Below are 20,194 nucleotides of genomic sequence, written 5' to 3' on the forward strand. Positions count from 1 at the left end.
CCCTCAGCGCAGCTTCGGGTCGAGGGCGTTACGGACGGCCTCACCGAGCATGATGAACGCCAGCACCGTGATGCTGAGCATGATCGACGGATAGAGCATGATCCACTGCGCCACGCGGATCTGGTTGCCGCCGTCCGAGATGTCGTTGCCCCAGGACACGCCGTTGAGGCCGAGTCCGAGGAAGGACAGGGTCGCCTCGGCGGAGATGTAGACACCGAGCGAGATGGTGGAGACGACGATCACGGGGGCGAGGGTGTTCGGCAGGATGTGCCGGAACATGATCCGCGGGGTGCTCGCACCCAGGGCCTTGGCCGCGTGTACGTAGTCGGCCTGCTTGGTGGTGATCACCGCGCCGCGCATCACGCGGGCGATCTGCGTCCAGCCGAAGGCGGCCAGCGCGCCGATGACGACCCAGGTCGTACGGTCCGGGAAGGAGGTCAGCACGACCATGGTGGCGAGCAGGAACGGGATGCCGAAGAAGACGTCCGTCAGACGCGACAGGATCGAGTCGACGATGCCGCCGAAGTATCCGGCGATCATGCCCATCAGGCCACCCACGAGCGTCACCGCGAGGGTGGTGCCGAAGCCCACGGCCACGGAGGCCCGGGTGCCGTAGATGGTACGGGCGTAGACACTGCGGCCCTGCTGGTCGTAGCCCAGCCAGTCCGCGGAGAACACATGGCCCAGCTTCGGCTTCTGCAGGAAGTGCTTGGCCAGATCGCCCTTGATCGGGTCGGTGTCGGTGAACAGCCCCGGGAAGAAGGTGATGGTCAGCAGCAGCAGGATCAGCACCGCCGAGACACCGAAGATCCAGCTGTGCCGGAGGTCGTTCCAGGCGTCGCCCCACAGGCTGCGGGACTTCTCCGGCTTGGCCGCGGGGACCGCCACCGGGGTGGCCCCGCCGTCGGTCGCCACCGCCGTCTGGACGTCGGTCTTGGTCACGTCAGGCATAGCGAATCCTCGGGTCCAGGACCGCGTACAGCAGGTCGACGAGCAGGCTGGCGAGGAGGTAGACCAGCACCAGGATGGTCACCAGGCCGACGAGCGTGGTGCCTTCGCGCCGCACGATGGACTGGTAGATCGTGCCGCCGATGCCCTGGATGTTGAACAGGCCCTCGGTGACGACGGCTCCGCCCATCAGCGCGCCGATGTCGGTGCCCAGGTAGGTGATCACGGGGATCAGCGAGTTGCGCATGAGGTGGACACCCACCACACGACGCCGCGGCAGGCCCTTGGCGATGGCCGTACGGATGTAGTCGGCGCGCAGGTTCTCGGCGACCGACGTACGGGTGAGCCGGGTCACATAGGCCAGTGAAGCGGTCGCGAGGACGAACGCCGGCATCAGCAACTCGTTGTAGTTCGTGGAGTCGTTCACGTTCGGCGGCAGCCAGTTGAGCTGGAAGGCGAAGACGACCTTCAGGATGAAGCCGAGAACGAACACCGGAACGGAGATCAGCAGCAGCGAGACCAGCAGGATCGCGTTGTCCGCGAACCGCCCGGCGCGCATGCCCGCCCAGACGCCCAGGGCGATGCCCAGGACGACCTCGATGGCGAAGGACAGCGAGGCGAGGCGGAGGGTCACGGGGAACGCCTCGCCGAGGACGTCCGTGACGGGGCGGCCGCTCGCGATCTGCGTGCCGAAGTCGAAGTGAAGGATCATGTCCTTCATGTAGTGGTAGTACTGCACCAGGATCGGCTGGTCCAGGCCGTACTGATGTCTCAGTGAGGCGATGACGGCGGGGCTTCCGCCCTTGTCGCCGAACAGGCCTCGCACGGGGTCGCCGGGCAGGGCGTAGACCATGAGAAAGATCAGCAGGGTTGTCCCGATGAAGACCGGGATCATCTGGAGCAGTCGTCGTGCGACGTAGCGCCCCATCGTGCCTCCATGTAGTTACTACGGCGACAGCCGACGGGCCCTTTCCCCGCGCACCCCTGAACGATGCGCGTGGAAAGGGCCCCCCGGCCGCTGCCGTCCCCCCGGGCGCGGCGCACGAGGCGGCGCCGCACCCGGGATCACGGGCTGATTGCGGTTACTTCTTGACCTGAACGCCGGTCAGGATCGGGTCGCCGTCCTGGGCGTACGCGACGCCCGTGACCTTGTCCGAGTAGCCCGCGTTGACCTTGTAGTACCAGAGCGGGATGCTCGGCATGTAGTTGACGAGCTCCTTCTCGATGTCCTGGTACTTCTTCTCCGAGTCCGCGAGCGAGCTGGCGGTGTCGGCCGCGGCGATGTCGGCGTCGACCTTCTTGTTCGAGAACCCGCTCGTGTTGCCGTCCGACTTGGTGCCGAACAGGTCACGGATGAAGTTGGCGTTCATCGGGAAGTCGAGCACCCAGCCACTGCGGTACATGGACTTGACCGCGTGCGCGTCACGCGCGTCCAGGTCGGCCTGGAAGTCGGCCTTGGAGTCGCCGGAGCACTTGACACCGGTGGCGTTGGTGATCGAGTTGCAGACCGCCTCCACCCACTCCTTGTGACCGCCGTCGGCGTTGTACTGGATGGTGATGGCGTTGCCCGGGACGCCGCCGCCGTCCTTGATGAGCTGCTTGGCCTTCGTCGGGTTGTACGTGAAGACGTCACCGCCGGCGTTCGGCTCGTAGCCGAGCACACCCTTCGCGACCCAGCCGGTGGCGGGCTCACGGGTGCCCTGGAGCACCGTCTTGGTGATCGTGTTGCGGTCGATCGCCATCGACAGGCCCTGCAGGACCTTCGGGTTGATGCCCTTCCACTGCTTGGTGTAGAAGGCCGGCGTGATCGTCTGGATCGCCGAGTACGCCTTGTCCACCGCGCGGCTGCCGAGGTCCGACTTGTAGACCGGCAGGTCCTTCGGGGCGATCTGACGCAGGACGTCGACGTTGCCCGACTTCAGGTCCTCGTAGGCCGTCTCCAGGTTGGTGTAGTTCTTGAAGATCACACCACCGTTCTTGGCCTTGTCCGGACCCTGGTAGCCGTCGAACTTGGCGACCTCGATCTGCTTCTTGTGCGACCAGCTGACGAACTTGTACGGGCCGTTGCCGATCGGGTGCTCGCCCGCGGCCTTCGGGTCCTTGTAGAAGGACTCGGGCAGCGGCGAGAAGACCTCGTAGCCGAGCTTGTAGACGTAGTAGGGGATCGCCTTGGAGAGCGTGATCGTGAAGGTGTTGTCGTCGACGACCTTCAGACCGGACATCTCCGTGGCCTTCGGCTTGCCCTTCGCCGGGGCGACGTCGTCGTAGCCCGCGATGTCGGAGAACCAGAAGCTGTTGGTCTGCTTGTTCGCCGGGGCGGCGGCCCAGTTCCACGCCTTGACGTAGGACGTGGCGGTCACCGGGGTGCCGTCGTGGAACTTCCAGCCCGACTTCAGCTTGACCGTGTAGGTCTTGTTGTCCTTCGTGTCCACCGACTGGGCGTTCACGTAGACGATGTTGCCCTTGTCGTCGTAGCTCACGAGCTGCGAGAAGAGCGACTTGATGACAATGCTGCCGTTGGACTCCATGGTGTTGGCCGGCTGCAGCGGGTTCTGCGGCTCACCCACCTCGACCGAGAACTTACCGGCCGGGTCGACGGCGGCCTTGCTGTCGCCGCCCTTGTCGCCACCGCCACCACCACAGGCGGTCGCTCCCAGCGCCACAACCGCAGCTATCGCGACCCACTTGGCGCTCTTGGCACCGCGCATGGGTTCCTCCTCATGAGTCCATTGGTTCACCGCAAAAGGGAGCACTAGTCACATTGCCGACACTTGGGACGGAGAAAGTGCTGGTGCCCCCTGCGCTCGCAAGCCGACGCCACCTGAAGGCGTATGGCCCGTTGACCCGAGCTCTACGCGCCTAACTATCTGCCATGGGCCAGACCCCGACCACACTCACAAGGTCTCGGTTCGATCACACCTGTCGCCTACTTCTTCCAAAATCCGGACAAAGGGTTTGCTGAAAGATCCCTGCGAAACGGACTTGTTACACATCTATCGGTCTCGACCGTCCGCATTGCGGACGCACGGAGCGAAAAAAGGGGTTGCGGCTATCGTGGCCGTCATGTGGGGGTGCCATCGGCGTGCCCACCCACCCCGGACCGGCGGAGGCAACTGCCCCTCTATGCGGTCAACGGGCTTCCACGACAAGGCCGTTCGCTGATCAAGCGAGTGCGTCCCCGACGGTGTGATCACGGCACCGAGACGCGCCGTGCGGCCGGGACCCACGTGATTGCAGGGTAGTGGGAACCGGCCAATTTGGAGGGCTCCTCCTCCGTAATGAAGGGTTTTCCCTACCCTCCCCTCGCTCCCCGCCCTATCGCAGCCCCGTACCGCTGCGCAAGCTGCGCATCACGCTCGGCGCGCCCCCCCCAACGCATCGGGCACCCCGCGGATGCGAGGTGCCCGAAATCACTGCGGAACGGTCGAGGTCAGCCGTGCTTGGCCCGGCTGGCGGTGCGACCGCGCTCCTTCTGGTCGAGGACGACCTTGCGGATGCGCACGGCCTCCGGGGTCACCTCGACGCACTCGTCGTCGCGGCAGAACTCCAGGGACTGCTCCAGGGAGAGCTTGCGCGGCGGGACGATCGCCTCGAACGAGTCGGCGGCGGCGGAGCGCATGTTGGTGAGCTTCTTCTCCTTGGTGATGTTCACGTCCATGTCGTCGGCGCGGGAGTTCTCGCCGACGATCATGCCCTCGTACACCTCGGTGCCGGGGTCGGTGAACAGCACACCGCGCTCCTGGAGGTTCGTCATCGCGAAGGCGGTGACCGCACCGGCACGGTCGGCGACCAGCGAGCCGTTGTTACGGGTCGTCAGCGTGCCGAACCAGGGCTCGTGGCCCTCGTGGATGGAGTGGGCGATGCCCGTGCCGCGCGTGCCGGTCAGGAACTCGGTCCGGAAGCCGATGAGGCCGCGGGAGGGCACGACGAACTCCAGGCGGACCCAGCCGGAGCCGTGGTTCGACATGTTGTCCATACGGCCCTTGCGGACGCCCATGAGCTGCGTGACCGCGCCCATGTGCTCCTCGGGCACGTCGATCGTCATGCGCTCGACCGGCTCGTGCACCTTGCCGTCGACGATCTGGGTGACCACCTGGGGCTTGCCGATGGTCAGCTCGAAGCCCTCGCGGCGCATCTGCTCGACCAGGATGGCGAGCGCGAGCTCACCACGGCCCTGGACCTCCCAGGCGTCCGGACGCTCGGTGTCCAGCACCCGCAGGGAGACGTTACCGACCAGCTCGCGGTCCAGACGGTCCTTGACCTGACGGGCGGTGACCTTGCGGTCCTTGACGGCGGCCTTCGCGGAGGCGCCCTTACCGGTGCCGCCGCGGCCGACCAGCGGCGAGGTGTTCGTACCGATGGTCATCGAGATGGCCGGCTCGTCGACCGTGATGAGCGGCAGCGCGATCGGGTTCTCGGGGTCGGCAAGCGTCTCGCCGATCATGATGTCCGGGATGCCGGCGACCGCGCAGATGTCACCCGGGCCCGCCTTCTCGGCCGGCTTACGGGTGAGCGCCTCGGTCATCAGCAGTTCGGTGATGCGGACGTTGGACATCGAGCCGTCGCGCTTGATCCACGTGACGGTCTGGCCCTTGCGCAGCTCGCCCTGCTCGACGCGGAGCAGCGCGATACGGCCGAGGAAGTTGTCGGCGTCCAGGTTGGTGACGTGCGCCTGGAGCGGGGCGGACTCGTCGTAGGACGGGGCCGGGACGGACTCCAGGATCGTGGTGAAGAACGGCTCCAGGTTGTCGCTGTCCTGCGGGACCGTGCCGTTCTCCGGCTTGGTCAGGGAGGCGACGCCGTCACGCGCGCACGCGTAGACGATCGGGAACTCGATCTGGTCCTCGTCGGCGTCCAGGTCGAGGAAGAGGTCGTACGCCTCGTTCACGACCTCGTCGATGCGCGAGTCGGGACGGTCCGTCTTGTTGATGCACAGGATGACGGGCAGGCGGGCCTGCAGCGCCTTGCGCAGCACGAAGCGGGTCTGCGGCAGCGGGCCCTCGGAGGCGTCGACGAGGAGGACGACCGCGTCCACCATCGACAGACCGCGCTCGACCTCGCCACCGAAGTCGGCGTGGCCCGGGGTGTCGATGATGTTGATGGTGATGACCTCACCACCATCCTTCGGGTGGTACTTCACGGCCGTGTTCTTGGCCAGGATCGTGATGCCCTTCTCACGCTCCAGGTCGTTCGAGTCCATCATGCGGTCGTCAAGCGACTCGGCGGCGTGCGCGGCGAAGGCACCGGCCTGCTTGAGCATGGCATCGACCAGGGTGGTCTTGCCATGGTCGACGTGGGCGACGATGGCGACGTTGCGGATGTCGTGGCGCGTGGCCATATTGAGGCGCTTCTCCCGGAGTGAGTGGACGGCCTGCGCGTACGTCAGTGCTACGCGGACCCTGCCGGGCTGGACACGCCACGGCCTTACCCCATGGTACGTGGCCTTGACGGGCACGGCCTCCGCGGGCTAATCCGGAGGCCGTGAGCGGCGTCGATCGCCCTTCCTGCCTGCCCTTCCTACCTGTCCTTCTTCGGTGCCGTTCCCCCCTGCGCGCCCTTCTTCAGAAAGCCCATGTCCTCGTAGAGGGGGGTCTGGAACCCGAAGGCGCCGACGTTGGCGAGGGTCAGGCGGGTGGCCATGAGCTGGGGGCGCTGATAGAGGGGAATCGATCCGGCGGCGGCCCAGATCCGGGCATCGGCCTTGCGGACCAGGGAACGCGACTCGTCCTCGTCCAGCGTCGCGATGGCCTGGTCGAAGAGCTGGTCGACCTGGTCGGTGCCGACCCGGGTGTAGTTCTGCTCGACGGCGAGGGAGCCGTCGGCTGCCGGGACCGGCTTCGCGTAGATCGGGCGGGCGTCGGTGGCGGGGAAGGCCGAGGCGGGCCAGGAGTACAGCGCCAGGTCGTACTGGCCCGAGGCGATGTGGTCCTTGAAATAGCTGTCGTCCGGCACCCTGGACGTCTCGGTACGGATGCCGATGCGCTCCAGCATCCGCGAGATCTGGTCGGCGACCGTGCGCAGCGCGTCCGAACCGGGACCCGAGGGCAGGACGAAGCGCAGCGTCAGCGCCTTGCCGTCCTTGGCGAGCGCGCCGGCCGCGGCGCCCGCCGGGGCGGCCGTGCCCTTGGGCGCGTAGGCGCCGGGCGCCCCGCCCTGCCGGTTGTCCTTGGGGGCGTACTGCCTGCCGTCGAGATGCTTGCCGGCCTCGTCGTCCGCGTGCTCCTTCCCGTTCTTTTCGTGCTTCTCGGCGTGGTCCTTCGGGTCCTTCTTGTCCCGGTCGGCCTCGCCGTTCTTGTCGTCCTCGCCGACGATGAACGTTCCGTCGTCCGAGTCGGCGCCGGAGTCCGCCTTCTTGCCCTCGGGCCCGGCCGCCTTGTCCTTCTCCTTCTTCTGCTGCTGTTGCTGCTCGTTCACCGGTCCCCCGGGCACCCATCCGGCATCCGCCAGCAGCGCCTGCGCCTCCTTGGTGTCCTGACCGCCGAGCGCGCCGCTGTTGTCGGCGTAGTCCGGCTGGCCGGAGAGCGCGAGGTGGCTGCCGACCGGGACGGCGGGCAGGCCCAGCGGGCCCAGGACGGCCTTCGCCAGTTCGTCGCGGTTGATCGCGCGGGCGACGGCGCGGCGGACGCGCTCGTCGGCGAGCGGGCCCTCGGAGCCGTTCAGGGCCAGCTGGGTGTAGGCGGGCTCGAGGGACTTGCGGACCACGAAGTCACGCAGGGACGTCTGCTGACGGGCGTACGTCGCGATCGCCGTGAGTTGCTTCTTGCGGGCCTTGATCTCTTCGGACGCGGCCTTCTCGTCGGAGCCGTGCGCGACGGCCCAGGAGCGCAGCGCCTTCGTGGGCGTGAGCGCGGAGCCCTGCCCCTGCAGCGGGGCGGTCCCCTTGTCGCGGGCGGCGAGCGTGATCCGGCCGGCCTCTTCGGGGTCGATCTCGGCCAGGTCGACCTTGTCGGCGGCGAGGGCCTCGGCCCGCTTGTCGCGCGGGACGGCGATCAGCGCGATCTCGGAGAGCTTGGCGGGGCGGCCCCACCAGCGCGGGTTGCGGGCGAGGAGGACCTCGCCGCTCTTGTGGTCGATCGTCTGGAGGGTGAACGGGCCCGCGGTGGCCTGGAGCTTGCGGCGCGCCCCGTCGTTGAAGGCGTCCGCGGTGCCCATCACGTCCTTGGGGTACAGCGGTGAGAAGAGTGACTTCCAGTCGGCGTAGGGGCGACTGAAGGTGACGCGGACCTCCAGGTTGCTCTTGCCTCGCTCGATCTTCTCGATGCGGTCGTAGCCGGCGTTGCGGGCCGTCCAGTACGCGCTGTCCTTGCCGGACAGGGCTCGCCACTGGGCGGCGAAGTCGGCGGCGCCGATCTCGCGGCCGTCGCTCCAGACCGCCTGCTGGTTGAGCTTGTAGAGCACGACCTGCTTGGGCTCGGTCTCGACGATCTTGGCCGATTCGAGGTAGTCGGGGTTGAGCTGGGGGGTGCCGTTGGAGTCGAGACGGTACAGGGAGGGCAGTACGGCGCCGGCGATCCGGGAGGTGCCGGCGTCGGCGTCCGCCTGGAACGTGTTGAGGGTCTGCGGTACGGCGTCCACCGCCCAGCGGAGGGTGCCGCCGTCCGCGATCCGGTCACGGGTCGCGGGTGCGATGTCCTGCGCGGCGAGGGGCTTGGCGACCTCCTCGTCGGCGCTGCACGCGGCGAGGGCGGGTACCGCGAGTGCGCCCGCGGTGAGGAACGCGACCGAGCGCATCACCGCGCGCAGTCCGACGCCGTCGTGGGTCATCTCTGCTACCTCCGGGACAAGCCGCTCCGCGGGCGAACAGGGGTTCTGATCATGTTTAGCGGTATATTTACCGATATAAGGAGTTGATCAGATCTACGGACCCACTGAAGAGGAAAGGGTTCGCCGGCCGGTGGCGACACGCGAGGAGCGAGAGCAAGCACACCCGTGCGGCGTAACGCCGGCCGACTCGATCCAGCCCGTCCGGCGTTTGAGGACGAGACCGTTCAGGCCGAAGCGGGGGTCTGGGGGCGCAACCCCCAGGGGACGGCGCCCCCAGCGCACGCCCGCCAATTGGTGCACGTCCCTTCACACCGGCAGGTGTGACGCGCAACACTCGCAGGCGCATGAACGTTGCCACCCAGGGCCCCGAAGGCCCACGGAAGTGAGGTCACGTCATGTCCGTGCAAGACGACCTGATGTCAGTGCAGCGCTGCCTCGACGACCTGAACCGGTCAGTGGGCCGCCTGGAGCAGCAAATCGGCAGCGGCGGGCTCGAAATGCGCCGCGTCCGTGCCGACGCCGACCATCTGCGCGAGAGCGTCGCGCTGCTGCGCGAGACGGCCCCCGGCGTCGCCTCGCCGCGGCGCCCCGATCTCGTGGCCATCCCCGACACCCCGTACGACAACGCCTTGTGGACCGACTCGGACGACGAGGGTCTCGGCGCCCGCGACCGGCACGCCCCCTGACCCGACCCCGACCGGAGCTCTCCCTTGACCACTGGTACGGAACCCCAACCGAACAGCGGCGGCGTACGGACCAGCACGCGCGCCGCGATCACCGCCCCGCATCTGCGCACCGACCGCTGGTGGCTGGCGCCCGCCGTCACCGCGGCCGGGCTGCTGGCCTTCGTCGTGTACTCGACCTGGCGCGCGTTCGCGGACACGAACTACTACTCGGCGCCGTACGTCTCGCCGTTCTACTCGCCCTGTCTGGCCGAGCGGTGCCAGACGATGCACGCGGGCCCCAACGCGGACCTCTTCGGGAGCTGGTGGGGCATCTCCCCCGCCATCATCATCCTGATCTTCCCGCTCGGTTTCCGGCTGACCTGCTACTACTACCGCAAGGCCTACTACCGCGGCTTCTGGGCGTCGCCGCCGGCCTGCGCGGTCGCCGAGCCGCACAAGAAGTACACCGGCGAGACCCGCTTCCCGCTCATCCTGCAGAACGTCCACCGGTACTTCTTCTACGCCGCGATCGTCGTCGCCGGGATCCTGACCTACGACACCGTGCTCTCCTTCCGCGACGAGCACTACCGCTGGGGCCACATGGGCCTGGGCACCCTGGTCTTCCTGCTCAACATCACGCTGATCTGGGCGTACACCCTGTCCTGCCACTCCTGCCGGCACATCGTCGGCGGCAAGCTCAAGCACTTCTCCAAACATCCCGTGCGCTACCGGATGTGGCAGTGGGTCGGGAAACTGAACGCCCGTCACATGCTGCTCGCGTGGGCGTCGCTGATCAGCGTGGCGCTCGCCGACTTCTACGTGTATCTGCTCGCGTCCGGCGCCTTCGACGATCCGCGCTTCTTCTAGATTGGGTGGGGCCTTCTGATGTCCGTGGTTGACAGGCAGGAGTGGGACGTTGTCGTGGTCGGTGCCGGGGGCGCCGGACTGCGCGCCGCCATCGAGGCGCGCGAACGTGGCGCTCGTACGGCCGTGATCTGCAAGTCGCTGTTCGGCAAGGCGCACACGGTGATGGCCGAGGGCGGCATCGCGGCGGCGATGGGCAACGTCAACTCCCACGACAACTGGCAGGTCCACTTCCGCGACACCATGCGGGGCGGGAAGTTCCTGAACCAGTGGCGGATGGCCGAGCTGCACGCCATGGAAGCCCCGGACCGGGTGTGGGAGCTGGAGACCTGGGGTGCCCTGTTCGACCGTACGAAGGACGGGCGGATCTCGCAGCGCAACTTCGGCGGCCACGAGTATCCGCGGCTCGCCCACGTCGGCGACCGGACCGGACTCGAGCTCATCCGGACCCTCCAGCAGAAGATCGTGTCGCTCCAGCAGGAGGACATGAAGGAGACGGGCGAGTACGAGAGCCGACTGAAGGTGTACCAGGAGTGCACCGTCACGCGTGTGCTGAAGGACGGCAACCGCGTCTCCGGCGCGTTCTGCTACGAGCGCGAGTCCGGGCGCTTCTTCGTGCTCGAAGCTCCCTCCGTCGTCATCGCCACCGGCGGTATCGGCAAGTCGTTCAAGGTGACGTCGAACTCGTGGGAGTACACCGGCGACGGGCACGCCCTCGCGCTGCTCGCCGGGGCGCCGCTGCTCAACATGGAGTTCGTGCAGTTCCATCCGACGGGCATGGTCTGGCCGCCGTCGGTGAAGGGGATCCTGGTCACCGAGTCGGTGCGCGGGGACGGCGGGGTGCTCAGGAACTCCGACGGCAAGCGGTTCATGTTCGACTACATCCCGGACGTCTTCAAGGAGAAGTACGCGCAGTCCGAGGAGGAGGGCGACCGCTGGTACGAGGACCCGGACCACAACCGGCGTCCCCCGGAGCTGCTGCCGCGCGACGAGGTCGCCCGCGCCATCAACTCCGAGGTGAAGGCGGGTCGCGGGTCGCCGCACGGCGGGGTCTTCCTCGATGTGTCGACCCGTATGCCCGCCGAGGTGATCCGGCGCCGGCTTCCCTCCATGTACCACCAGTTCAAGGAGCTCGCGGACGTCGACATCACGGCGGAGGCGATGGAGGTCGGGCCCACCTGTCACTACGTGATGGGCGGCATCGCGGTCGAATCGGACTCGGCGTCCGCGCGCGGCGTACCGGGGCTGTTCGCCGCCGGTGAGGTCGCGGGCGGCATGCACGGTTCCAACCGGCTGGGCGGCAACTCCCTCTCCGACCTGCTGGTCTTCGGGCGGCGGGCGGGACTGCACGCCGCCGGGTATGCCGCCGACCTGGCCGGGGACCGCCCGCCCGTGGACGACATCCAGATCGACACGGCGGCGGCCGAGGCCCTGCGGCCCTTCTCGGCCGAGGGTCCGGAGCCCGGTACGGAGAGCGGACGCCCGCCCGAGAACCCGTACACCCTCCACCAGGAACTCCAGCAGACCATGAACGACCTGGTCGGCATCATCCGCCGCGAGGCCGAGATGGAACAGGCCCTGGAGAAACTCGCGGAGCTGCGGGTACGGGCACGGCGGGCCGGAGTCGAGGGCCACCGGCAGTTCAACCCCGGCTGGCACCTCGCCCTCGACCTGCGCAACATGCTCCTGGTCAGCGAGTGCGTGGCCCGCGCCGCTCTGGAGCGCACGGAGTCACGCGGCGGCCACACCCGCGAGGACCATCCGACGATGGAGCGGACCTGGCGTCGCGTGAACCTCCTGTGCCAACTCACCGATCCCACAGGCGGGTTGGCGGCCACCGACCCGGTGCACGGTCAGATCGACCTCAGCCGCGAGACCACCGAACCCATTCGTCCCGACCTGCTCGCCCTCTTCGAGAAGGAGGAGCTGGTCAAGTACCTCGCCGAAGAGGAGCTCTACGAGTGAGCAGCTACGAGGCCCGCTTCAAGGTGTGGCGCGGTGATGTGAAGGGCGGCGGCCTGGAGGACTTCGCGGTCGAGGTCAACGACGGTGAGGTGGTGCTGGACATCATCCACCGGCTCCAGGCGACCCAGGCCCCGGACCTGGCCGTCCGCTGGAACTGCAAGGCGGGCAAGTGCGGTTCGTGCTCGGCGGAGATCAACGGGCGCCCCCGGCTGATGTGCATGACGCGCATGTCGGTGTTCACGCGGGAGGAGACGATCACCGTCACACCGCTGCGCGCCTTCCCGGTCGTACGGGATCTCGTCACGGACGTCGGCTTCAACTACGCGAAGGCGCGCCAGATCCCCGCCTTCGTCCCCCCGGCCGGTCTCGGCCCCGGCGAGTACCGCATGCAGCAGGAGGACGTGGACCGCTCGCAGGAGTTCCGCAAGTGCATCGAGTGCTTCCTGTGCCAGGACACCTGTCATGTCGTGCGCGACCACGAGGAGAACAAACCGGCGTTCGCGGGCCCGCGCTTCCTGATGCGCGTCGCCGAACTGGACATGCACCCGCTGGACGCGGCCTCCGACACCGGCCTGGACCGCAAGCGCACCGCCCAGGACGAGCACGGCCTCGGCTACTGCAACATCACCAAGTGCTGCACGGAGGTCTGCCCCGAGGGCATCAAGATCACGGACAACGCCCTGATCCCCTTGAAGGAACGCGCGGTCGACCGCAAGTACGACCCGCTGGTGTGGCTGGGGTCGAAGATCAGGAGGCGGGATTCGTCTTCATAGGACCCTTAGGACCCTTAGGACCCTAGGGAGTCGAAGGAGCGGTGGGGCCGCGGCGGCGGTCCCGGGTCGCCCGGTGCATCAGGGCGGCCCCGGTGATCAGGCCCGCGCCGCTCACGACGGCGACGGCGAACTGGAGGAACCCGGGCCCAGTGAAGGCCAGGCTCAGCGACTCAAGGGCGAGGGCCGCCGTCAGTACCAGCGCGCCCTGGCCCCACAGGCGGCGCCGGACGACGGGACGGCGCTCCCACCCCGGCACCCGGCCGCCGCGCACGGCGACGATCCCGACGGCCGCCGCGAGTCCGAGGACCACGCCCTCGCCGAGGCCCGCCGCGAAGAGCCAGGGCCCTGTCATCGGCGTTCGGGGATGCCGGGGCGACCGGGACGCCGCGAGAGCGTCTGCAGCCAGAGCCCCGCGAAGAACATGGCCATACCGGTCATCGCGAAGGGCGCCATGCTGAGGTCGGGGCCTCGGAACGGCCCGATGAACATGTACAGGGACATGCCGACGGCCCCCACCAGCACGCCGTACCCCCACAGCTTCGGCCGGAGGACACGTATGCGCATCCAGGGCGCCACCCAGCCCGTGGTGATCCCGGCGATCCCCATCAGCGCCGTGCCGGTCATCGCCAGCGCGACCAAGCCAACCAGATACGGGTGCACGGACTTCCCCCTCCCCCAGAGCGCGCCGAACCGGCGCGTGCCCTCAGATCATGGCACGGGGTTCTCCAGCAGCGTGAGGGTCTGCCCAATGCTGTGTTCCGCGATCGCCCGCATGAACTCCGGATCCGGGAAGTCGCCGTCGAGGAGCCGGAGCGGGCCCGCGACCAGCGAGAGATGCATGGCCAGGCGGTAGAGGCGCAGCCGGTCCTCGTCGAGGCCGTCGGCGCGCAGTGCCTCGTAGGCGTGGTGGAAGCGCTGGCGCAGGAAGACGTGCTCCCACTCGGCGTCGAAGTAGAGCAGGCCCTCGATGTCGATGAGGGCGGGGTGGCCGTGCTCGTCCACGAGGACGTGGTCCGGGCCGAGTTCGCCGTGGACCAGGCCGACGCGGCCGCGCGGTCGGACCGTCCCGGTGAGGGCGTGCAGACGGTCGTACAGGGCCTCGCGTACGGCGGCGATCCGAGGGTCGCGTGCGGCGGCCTCCGCCAGGTCGGCCAGGGCCCGTTCGAGGACGACCTGCTCGCACGAACCGCCGTGCGCGCTGCCGCCGTTGTCGACGACGGCGACCTTGCCGTGGCGGGGTGCGGGGTGGGCGTGCAGGGTGCGCAGGGCCTCGGCCAGTTCCCGCAGGGGCCCCTCGGCGGCCTCGGGGTCGCGGTGCAGCAGGTCCTCCAGACTGCCGCCGCGCACGTCCTCCACCACGGCCACGTCCGAGGGCAGACGCGTGTGGCTGCGGTCGGCGAACAGCAGGTGGGGGGTGCGGATGCCGAGGGCGGTGAGCCTGTCGTACGCGGCGCTGAAGAGGTCGAGCCCGGAGGCGTGCGAGAAGGAGTCGCGGGGGTCGGCCGGGGCCGCGTCCCAGTAGTCCTCGGCCGGGTCCCAGACGTAGGCGACCGCGGTGGAGCCGTCGTCGAGGAAGAGCCGGTAGACACCCTTCTTGCTGCCGCCGCGCAGCCGGGCGACCGCGGTGAGCGTCCGGGCCGGGCCGAGAGCGGCACGGGCGAGGGGCGCGAACTCGTCCCTCGTGAGCGGCCTGCGCGTGACGGTCATCGGACCCAGCCTTCCTCGTACGCCGTCCAGTCCTTCTCCCGGGCGGCGAAGTCCACGTACAGGGCGACGCCGAAGTGTTCCCGGGTGCGGTCGGTGCGGGAGAGGCCGAGGCGGGTGCCACGGACGGCCGCCGCGACCGTCTCGGCGGAGCCGTGGTGGTCCATGTTGTCCTCGTAATAAAAGGGCAGGCCCATCAACAGGTCGGTCGACTTCGGGGTGACTTCGAGGGCGAGGGAGGTCTGCTCGGCGACGTAACCCCCGTACAGGCTCTCCAGCGGAAGTGCCGTGTCGTACGACATCACGGCGATCTGGTCGACCCGGCGGGCGACCTGTCCGAAGAACGACTGGGACCACCACTTGGGGTGCGCGGTGAAGGCGCCGAAGACGGAGTGGAGGTTCGGGAGCGGGTCGATCTGGTGGGCGGCGACGGAGAGCTGGGCGTCGTGGGCGCGGGTGACGCGGCGCAGATCGTCGAGCAGGGAAAGGTAGTTCGAGTCGTCGGAGTGCAGGGGCTCCAGGTCGAAGTGGGCGCCCTCGAAACCGGCGTCGAGGATCTGCCCGGCGGAGCGGACGACGGCGGCCCGGGTCGCCGCCCGTTCCAGGCGCATCCCGACCTCCCCCTCGGTGGCGAGCACGTCGCCGAGCCAGGCCTGGACACGGACACCGGGCAGTTCGCGGTGCACGGCCTCGACCAGCCAACGCGCCTTCGGGTACGCCGACTCGGGCAGGGTCCCGTCGTGCTCCAGCGGTCCCGCGTGCACATACAGATCCCGGATCCCGGTCGCCCGCAGCCGCTTCGCGAGCGTCTTGACGTCCGCGTCCTTCTTCCGGCCGTCCACCCAGGCGTGGCCCATCCAGAGGGCGTCGCGGTTCCTGGTCTGGGTACCGGGGGCCGGGTCTCCGGCGTAATTGACCCGCAGGGCGATGCCCGCGGTGAGCATGGGGAGGACCACCATCAGAACGAGCGCGAGCGCGACCCGTTTGGGCCAGCGGAGGCGGGGGTGCCGCCAGCCCCGGCCCACCGTTCGAAGCCAGGCGGGGACCCGGCCCGGGGAGGTACGGCCCTCGTCGTCCTCCGGCCCGCCCGCTCCCCCGCCCTCTCCCCTGTCCGTTCCCGCCCCGACCGGTGTCGCCGGCGTCTCCGCCACCGGCTCCGCCCCCGCGTCCACCTCGGTCCCCGTGCGCTGCTCGTCCATCCCCCGTGCCCCCTCCGTATGCCCCCGTATCCCCGGTACCTTAAGCGGCCCCGCCTCGGCGCACCCCCGGTCGCGCCCCGGCGCAAGCGGCCATACGCTCCCAAATGTGACGTCGCCCCTGAGCCGAAGCCGGCCGCGCCGAGCCACGTCCCACATAGCCGTACGGGTGGCGCATGCCGTGCTCGGGGGGCTGCTGGCGGTGGGGTGGCTGCTGCTGCCCGTCGCACGGGCCGGAGCCGACGAGGTGCGGGCCGCGCCCGGGCGGGGTGGGACGAACACCGGCGATCTCGTGCTGCCCCTCGTCGCGGTGGTCGTCGCGGGGGCGCTGGCGGCGTACTCGTACGCGCGGCGGACACGACGGGCCCGGACCCGCACGACGCCCGGCGGCGGCACCCCGCACCCCGTGCCGTTCGCCGAACTCGACCGGCAGGCAGGGCGGTTGCTCGTCGAGATCGACGACTGCGTGCGCAGCAGCACGGAGGAACTCGGCCGCGCCGCGGACCGGTTCGGGGAGGAGGCGGTCGCGACGTACACGAAGGCACTGGCGTTCGCGCGTTCCGAGCTGACGGCGTCCTTCCGGCTGTGGCAGCGGCTGGACGACACCCTGACGGACGACAGCCTCGTGAGGCGGCAACTGCTGGAGGAGATCGTCGCCCGCTGTACGGAGGCGGGGCGGCGGCTGGACGCGGAGGCGCCCGGGTTCGACCTGCTGCGCGCCCTGGAGCGGACGCTGCCCGCCGCGCTGGAGTCGGCGGAGGTCCGCTTCCGGGAGCTCACCGCGCGCGCCCCGGCCGCAGAGGCGACGCTCACCGAACTGCGCGAGCGGTACGCGCCCTCCGCGTCCCTGTCCGTAGCGGGCAACGTCGAACAGGCCAAGGACCGGCTCGTCTTCGCCACCACCCGCCTGGACCGGGCCCGGCAGTCCCTGGGCCGGGGGGAGGGCGCGCGGGCGACGGCGTATCTGCGGGCCGTCGAGGCCGCCGTCGACCAGGCGGACCTCTTCGTGGCCGGTATCGACCGGCTGGCCTCCGAACTCACCTCCGCGACGGCCTTGTTGCCCGGCGCGCTGCGTGACGCGGACGCCGAGCTCGTGGCCGCGCGCGGTCTCCCGGCCGTCGGTGCGCTGCCCGGTCGGATCACGCACGCCGCGTCGGCCGTCGCCGACGTGCGGCGGGATATCACGGGCGGCGTCCGTCCGTACGACCCCCTCGGCGCCCTCCGTCGCCTCGCCGACGCCGGGGCACCGCTCCTGGCCGAGGACCGCGTGCCCGTCGACCGGACCTTCCTCGACCGGGCCTTCCTCGACCACGCGCTCCTTCCGGCCCGCAGTGTCGTCGCCCTCGCCTCCGACTTCGTCACGACACACCGGGGAGCGGTCGGGGTCGAGGCCCGGACCCGGCTGTCGGAGGCGGAGCGGCACCTCGCGCTCACGCCCCGCACCCTCGTCGACGTCCGGTGCGCCGATGGGCTCGCTCTGGAGGCCCAGCAGCTCGCGGAGCGGGACGTGCGGGCGTACGGGAATCCGTACGCCGGACCCGAGGGCGCGGGCGTCGGCGGTGCGGTGCTCGGCGGGATCCTGCTCGACGACACGCCCGGCGCCCCCGCGGCGAGCTTCGGCGGACCGAGGACACGCGGGCGCAGGGACTTCTGAGGGCGCGGGGGCTTTCAGGAGCGCGGGGGCTTTTCAGGGGCGCGGGGGAACTGTGCCGTCAGAACAGGCTCAGCAACGCCTCCGCCGGGTCCGTGAGGGGCGTGCCGCCGTCCGGGAGCGGGAGTTCGAACCAGACCGTCTTGCCGCGCGGCGTCCGCCGCGAGCCCCACGAGGCGGAGAGCAGACCGACGAGCTGCAGCCCCCGGCCCCCCTCGTCCGTGTCGCGGGCGCGGCGCCGACGCGGCTGGACGAGGCCCGCGTCCCAGACCTCGCACACGAGGGTCCGGTCCAGCAGCAGGCGCAGCCTGATCTCACCCTCGCCGTAGCGCAACGCGTTGGTGACGAGTTCGCTGACCAGGAGCTCGGCGGTGTCGACGAGCGGCTCCAGGCCCCAGGCGGTGAGCTGGGTGCGCGCGTACTCACGGGCCCGCCCCACACTGCGCGGCTCGCGCGGCAGCGTCCAGTCGCCGACGGAATCGGCGGGCAGCCCCTGGACGCGAGCCATCAGCAGTGCGATGTCGTCCTCGCCGTGGTGGGTGTCGAGGGTGTTGAGGACGTGGTCGCACACGTCCTCCAGGGGGCGGGAGGGGTCGGTGAGCGCGCCGACGAAGGCCTGCAGACCCTCGTCGAGGGGGTGATCGCGCGATTCGACCAGTCCATCCGTGTAGAGCGCCAACAGTGCGCCTTCGGGTAGTTCGACCTCCACCTCCTCGAAGGGCTCGCCGCCCACCCCGAGAGGCATGCCCGGCGGCACGTCGAGCATCAGCGCGCTCTCGCCGGGTTCGACCAGCACCGGTGGCAGATGGCCCGCGTTGGCGAAGGTGCAGCGGCGGGTCACGGAGTCGTACACCGCGTACACACAGGTCGCCAGGTACACCTCGGAGAGGTCGGCGTCGCGGGGCTGGCGGGCCGCGCGGGTGGCCTGCTGGACTCCGCCGGGGGTGCCGAGGCCGCGGGCGATCTCGTCCAACGCCGAGAGGACTTCGGCGGGTTCGAGGTCGAGGAGGGCCAGGGTGCGGACCGCGGTGCGCAGTTCACCCATGGCGACCGCCGCCCGCAGACCGCGCCCCATGACGTCGCCGACGACCAACGCCGTGCGGTGCCCGGGGAGTTCGATGACGTCGAACCAGTCGCCACCGACCTCGGTGGCCGCGTTGCCGGGCAGGTAGCGACACGCGATGTCCAGACCGGAGGCCTCCGGGTCGCCCGGCGGGAGGAGGGAGCGCTGCAGGATCAGCGCGCGTTCGTGCTCACGGCGGTACAGGCGGGCGTTGTCGATGCAGACCGCGGCGCGCGCCGCGAGTTCCACCGCGAGCGCCCGGTCGCGGTCGCCGAAGGGCTCGCTGCCCTTCGTACGGGAGAACTGGGCGAGGCCGACCACGGTGTCGTGGGCGACCATCGGGACCGCCAGCGTGGACTGGATGAGCCCGCCGTCCTCGGCGGGGACGTGCTGGGGGCGGGCGGTGCGCAGGGCGTCCGCGCAGGGCGAGTTGAACGGGTAGTGGTGGACGGCGCCCACGGCCACGGGGGCCGGTCCGCCGATGAACGGCGCGTCGGACACGGCGCTGGCGAAGGCGACCCGGCGCAGCTCCGCGCTGCCGTCGGCGAGCGCGCGCGGGGTCTCGTCGCCCGCCAGCAGGCCCTGGTACAGGTCGACGGTGGCGAGGTCGCAGAAACCGGGCACGACGACGTCGAGAAGTTCGCGCGCGGTGGTCTCCAGGTCGAGGGAGTTGCCGATGCGGGCGCCCGCCTCGTTCAGAAGAGCGAGATTGCGCCGGGCGGCGGCCGCTTCCCGGGCCGCGGCCCGTCGGCTGGTGATGTCGGTTCCGAGCCAGGCGATACCGATGGGGCGGCCGGTACCGCTGTGCACGCGGTAGAGGTTGATCGACCAGTGCCGGCGCTCGTCGGAGCCGGGTATGAAACCAGTGACGTGCATGTCCGTGATGGAGTCACCGGTTTCGAGGACGCGGCGCAGCGTCGCGGCGACCCGATCGGCCTCGGAACGCGGCAGATAGTCGTGGACCGTACGGCCGCGGTGGCTCTCCACGTTTCCGCCGAACACCGAGGCGAACCGCTTGTTGGCGCGCCGGACCCGCAGATCCGTGTCGATGAGCAGGAAGCCGAACGGAGATTGACCGAAAATCGCCTGCGAGGCGGCGAGGTCCGTCTCGATGCTGCGGAGGGTCCGGACGTCCACGACGATGCACACGGCGGCCCGCTCGCCGTCCTCCGTCGTGGTGGGCATCACATAGACCTCGGCGAGGCCCTCGGCGCCCGGCTCGCCGTCCTCGGCGGCCGGCATGCGGAAGGGGACCACACCGGTCCACTCGCGGCCGTCCAGGATCTCCGCCATCTTGCGCTGGCCGCGCTCGCGCTGGTCGGGTTCGAAGAACGCCTCGATGGGGTCCATGCCGAGGGCGCGCTCGGGGGATATCCCGAAGAGCTGCTCGGCACGCAGGCTCCACTGGTCGACGAGGCCGTCGGCGCCGATGGAGAACGAGGCGACCTTGATGTAGTCATAGATCGAACCGGGCGGACTGCTCTGCCACATCGCGTCGCCCATGGGCTCGCCGGACGGTTCGACGGGCGGTACGTCGGACGGTTCGACGGGTGCTCCGCCCTGCGGTCCACCAGGCGGCATGGCCGTGGCCCGGTCGATGT

15 protein-coding genes are annotated in these 20,194 nt (G+C 69.8%); 5 read left to right on the plus strand and 10 right to left on the minus strand.

Going from position 1 to position 20,194, the window contains the following annotated elements:
* Positions 1-3: 3 nt before the first annotated feature.
* The 5 genes from KVT44_RS20710 to KVT44_RS20730 all read right to left on the minus strand — a co-directional run bounded on the left by KVT44_RS20710 (position 4) and on the right by KVT44_RS20730 (position 8,712).
* Positions 4-951, minus strand: a complete 948-nt coding sequence (locus KVT44_RS20710; RefSeq protein ID WP_099920802.1) for an ABC transporter permease — start codon at positions 949-951, stop codon at positions 4-6.
* Positions 944-1,876, minus strand: coding sequence for an ABC transporter permease (locus tag KVT44_RS20715; protein WP_099920803.1), 933 nt, complete (start codon positions 1,874-1,876; stop codon positions 944-946). The genes KVT44_RS20710 and KVT44_RS20715 overlap by 8 nt, the downstream gene beginning before the upstream one ends.
* Before the next feature lie 154 nt (positions 1,877-2,030).
* A complete protein-coding gene (locus KVT44_RS20720; protein WP_099920804.1) occupies positions 2,031-3,656 on the minus strand; it encodes an ABC transporter substrate-binding protein in 1,626 nt (541 codons plus the stop codon).
* Positions 3,657-4,378: 722 nt separating this feature from the next.
* Complete coding sequence (gene typA / locus KVT44_RS20725) at positions 4,379-6,286, minus strand: translational GTPase TypA (protein WP_099920805.1); 1,908 nt, start codon at positions 6,284-6,286, stop codon at positions 4,379-4,381.
* A 179-nt stretch (positions 6,287-6,465) separates the two neighbouring features.
* Positions 6,466-8,712 (minus strand): ABC transporter family substrate-binding protein, encoded by a 2,247-nt coding sequence (locus KVT44_RS20730; RefSeq protein ID WP_217568085.1) that lies wholly within the window; start codon positions 8,710-8,712, stop codon positions 6,466-6,468.
* Between the two features lie 395 nt (positions 8,713-9,107).
* On the opposite strand from KVT44_RS20730, the gene KVT44_RS20735 reads away from it, so the two are divergent.
* Genes KVT44_RS20735 through KVT44_RS20750 form a run of 4 tightly spaced genes read left to right on the plus strand, consistent with a single transcriptional unit; the run spans position 9,108 to position 12,979 of the window.
* Positions 9,108-9,398: a hypothetical protein gene (locus tag KVT44_RS20735; RefSeq protein ID WP_099920808.1), complete on the plus strand. Its 291-nt coding sequence runs from the start codon at positions 9,108-9,110 to the stop codon at positions 9,396-9,398.
* 24 nt (positions 9,399-9,422) lie between these two features.
* The gene (locus tag KVT44_RS20740; protein ID WP_217568086.1) at positions 9,423-10,244 is read left to right on the plus strand and encodes a hypothetical protein; all 822 of its coding nucleotides are present in this window, start codon (positions 9,423-9,425) and stop codon (positions 10,242-10,244) included.
* 18 nt (positions 10,245-10,262) lie between these two features.
* Positions 10,263-12,206 carry a fumarate reductase/succinate dehydrogenase flavoprotein subunit gene (locus KVT44_RS20745; RefSeq protein ID WP_099920810.1) on the plus strand — a complete coding sequence of 648 codons (1,944 nt, stop codon included), beginning with the start codon at positions 10,263-10,265 and terminating at the stop codon, positions 12,204-12,206.
* Positions 12,203-12,979, plus strand: a complete 777-nt coding sequence (locus KVT44_RS20750) for a succinate dehydrogenase/fumarate reductase iron-sulfur subunit (protein WP_217568087.1) — start codon at positions 12,203-12,205, stop codon at positions 12,977-12,979. Before KVT44_RS20745 ends, KVT44_RS20750 begins: the two co-directional genes overlap by 4 nt.
* A gap of 22 nt (positions 12,980-13,001) precedes the next feature.
* Here KVT44_RS20750 and KVT44_RS20755 read toward each other — a convergent pair whose 3' ends face one another.
* From KVT44_RS20755 to KVT44_RS20770, 4 genes are read right to left on the minus strand one after another with little or no spacing between them, the layout of a single operon-like run.
* A complete protein-coding gene (locus tag KVT44_RS20755) occupies positions 13,002-13,331 on the minus strand; it encodes a hypothetical protein (RefSeq protein WP_217568088.1) in 330 nt (109 codons plus the stop codon).
* Positions 13,328-13,639, minus strand: coding sequence for a hypothetical protein (locus KVT44_RS20760; protein WP_217568089.1), 312 nt, complete (start codon positions 13,637-13,639; stop codon positions 13,328-13,330). Before KVT44_RS20760 ends, KVT44_RS20755 begins: the two co-directional genes overlap by 4 nt.
* Before the next feature lie 48 nt (positions 13,640-13,687).
* Positions 13,688-14,686, minus strand: coding sequence for a phosphotransferase family protein (locus KVT44_RS20765; RefSeq protein ID WP_217568090.1), 999 nt, complete (start codon positions 14,684-14,686; stop codon positions 13,688-13,690).
* A complete protein-coding gene (locus KVT44_RS20770) occupies positions 14,683-15,882 on the minus strand; it encodes a glycoside hydrolase family 18 protein (protein ID WP_254649657.1) in 1,200 nt (399 codons plus the stop codon). The genes KVT44_RS20765 and KVT44_RS20770 overlap by 4 nt, the downstream gene beginning before the upstream one ends.
* A gap of 106 nt (positions 15,883-15,988) precedes the next feature.
* Between KVT44_RS20770 and KVT44_RS20775 the strand changes: the two genes are divergently transcribed.
* A complete protein-coding gene (locus KVT44_RS20775; RefSeq protein WP_308314055.1) occupies positions 15,989-17,533 on the plus strand; it encodes a hypothetical protein in 1,545 nt (514 codons plus the stop codon).
* A gap of 58 nt (positions 17,534-17,591) precedes the next feature.
* On the opposite strand, the gene KVT44_RS20780 is transcribed toward KVT44_RS20775, so the two are convergent.
* On the minus strand, positions 17,592-20,174 hold the full coding sequence (locus KVT44_RS20780) for a SpoIIE family protein phosphatase (protein ID WP_229889310.1): 2,583 nt from the start codon (positions 20,172-20,174) through the stop codon (positions 17,592-17,594).
* Positions 20,175-20,194 lie beyond the last annotated feature (20 nt).

It is taken from the genome of Streptomyces sp. GbtcB7 (assembly GCF_019091445.1).
Classification (GTDB): Bacteria; Actinomycetota; Actinomycetes; order Streptomycetales; family Streptomycetaceae; genus Streptomyces; species Streptomyces mirabilis.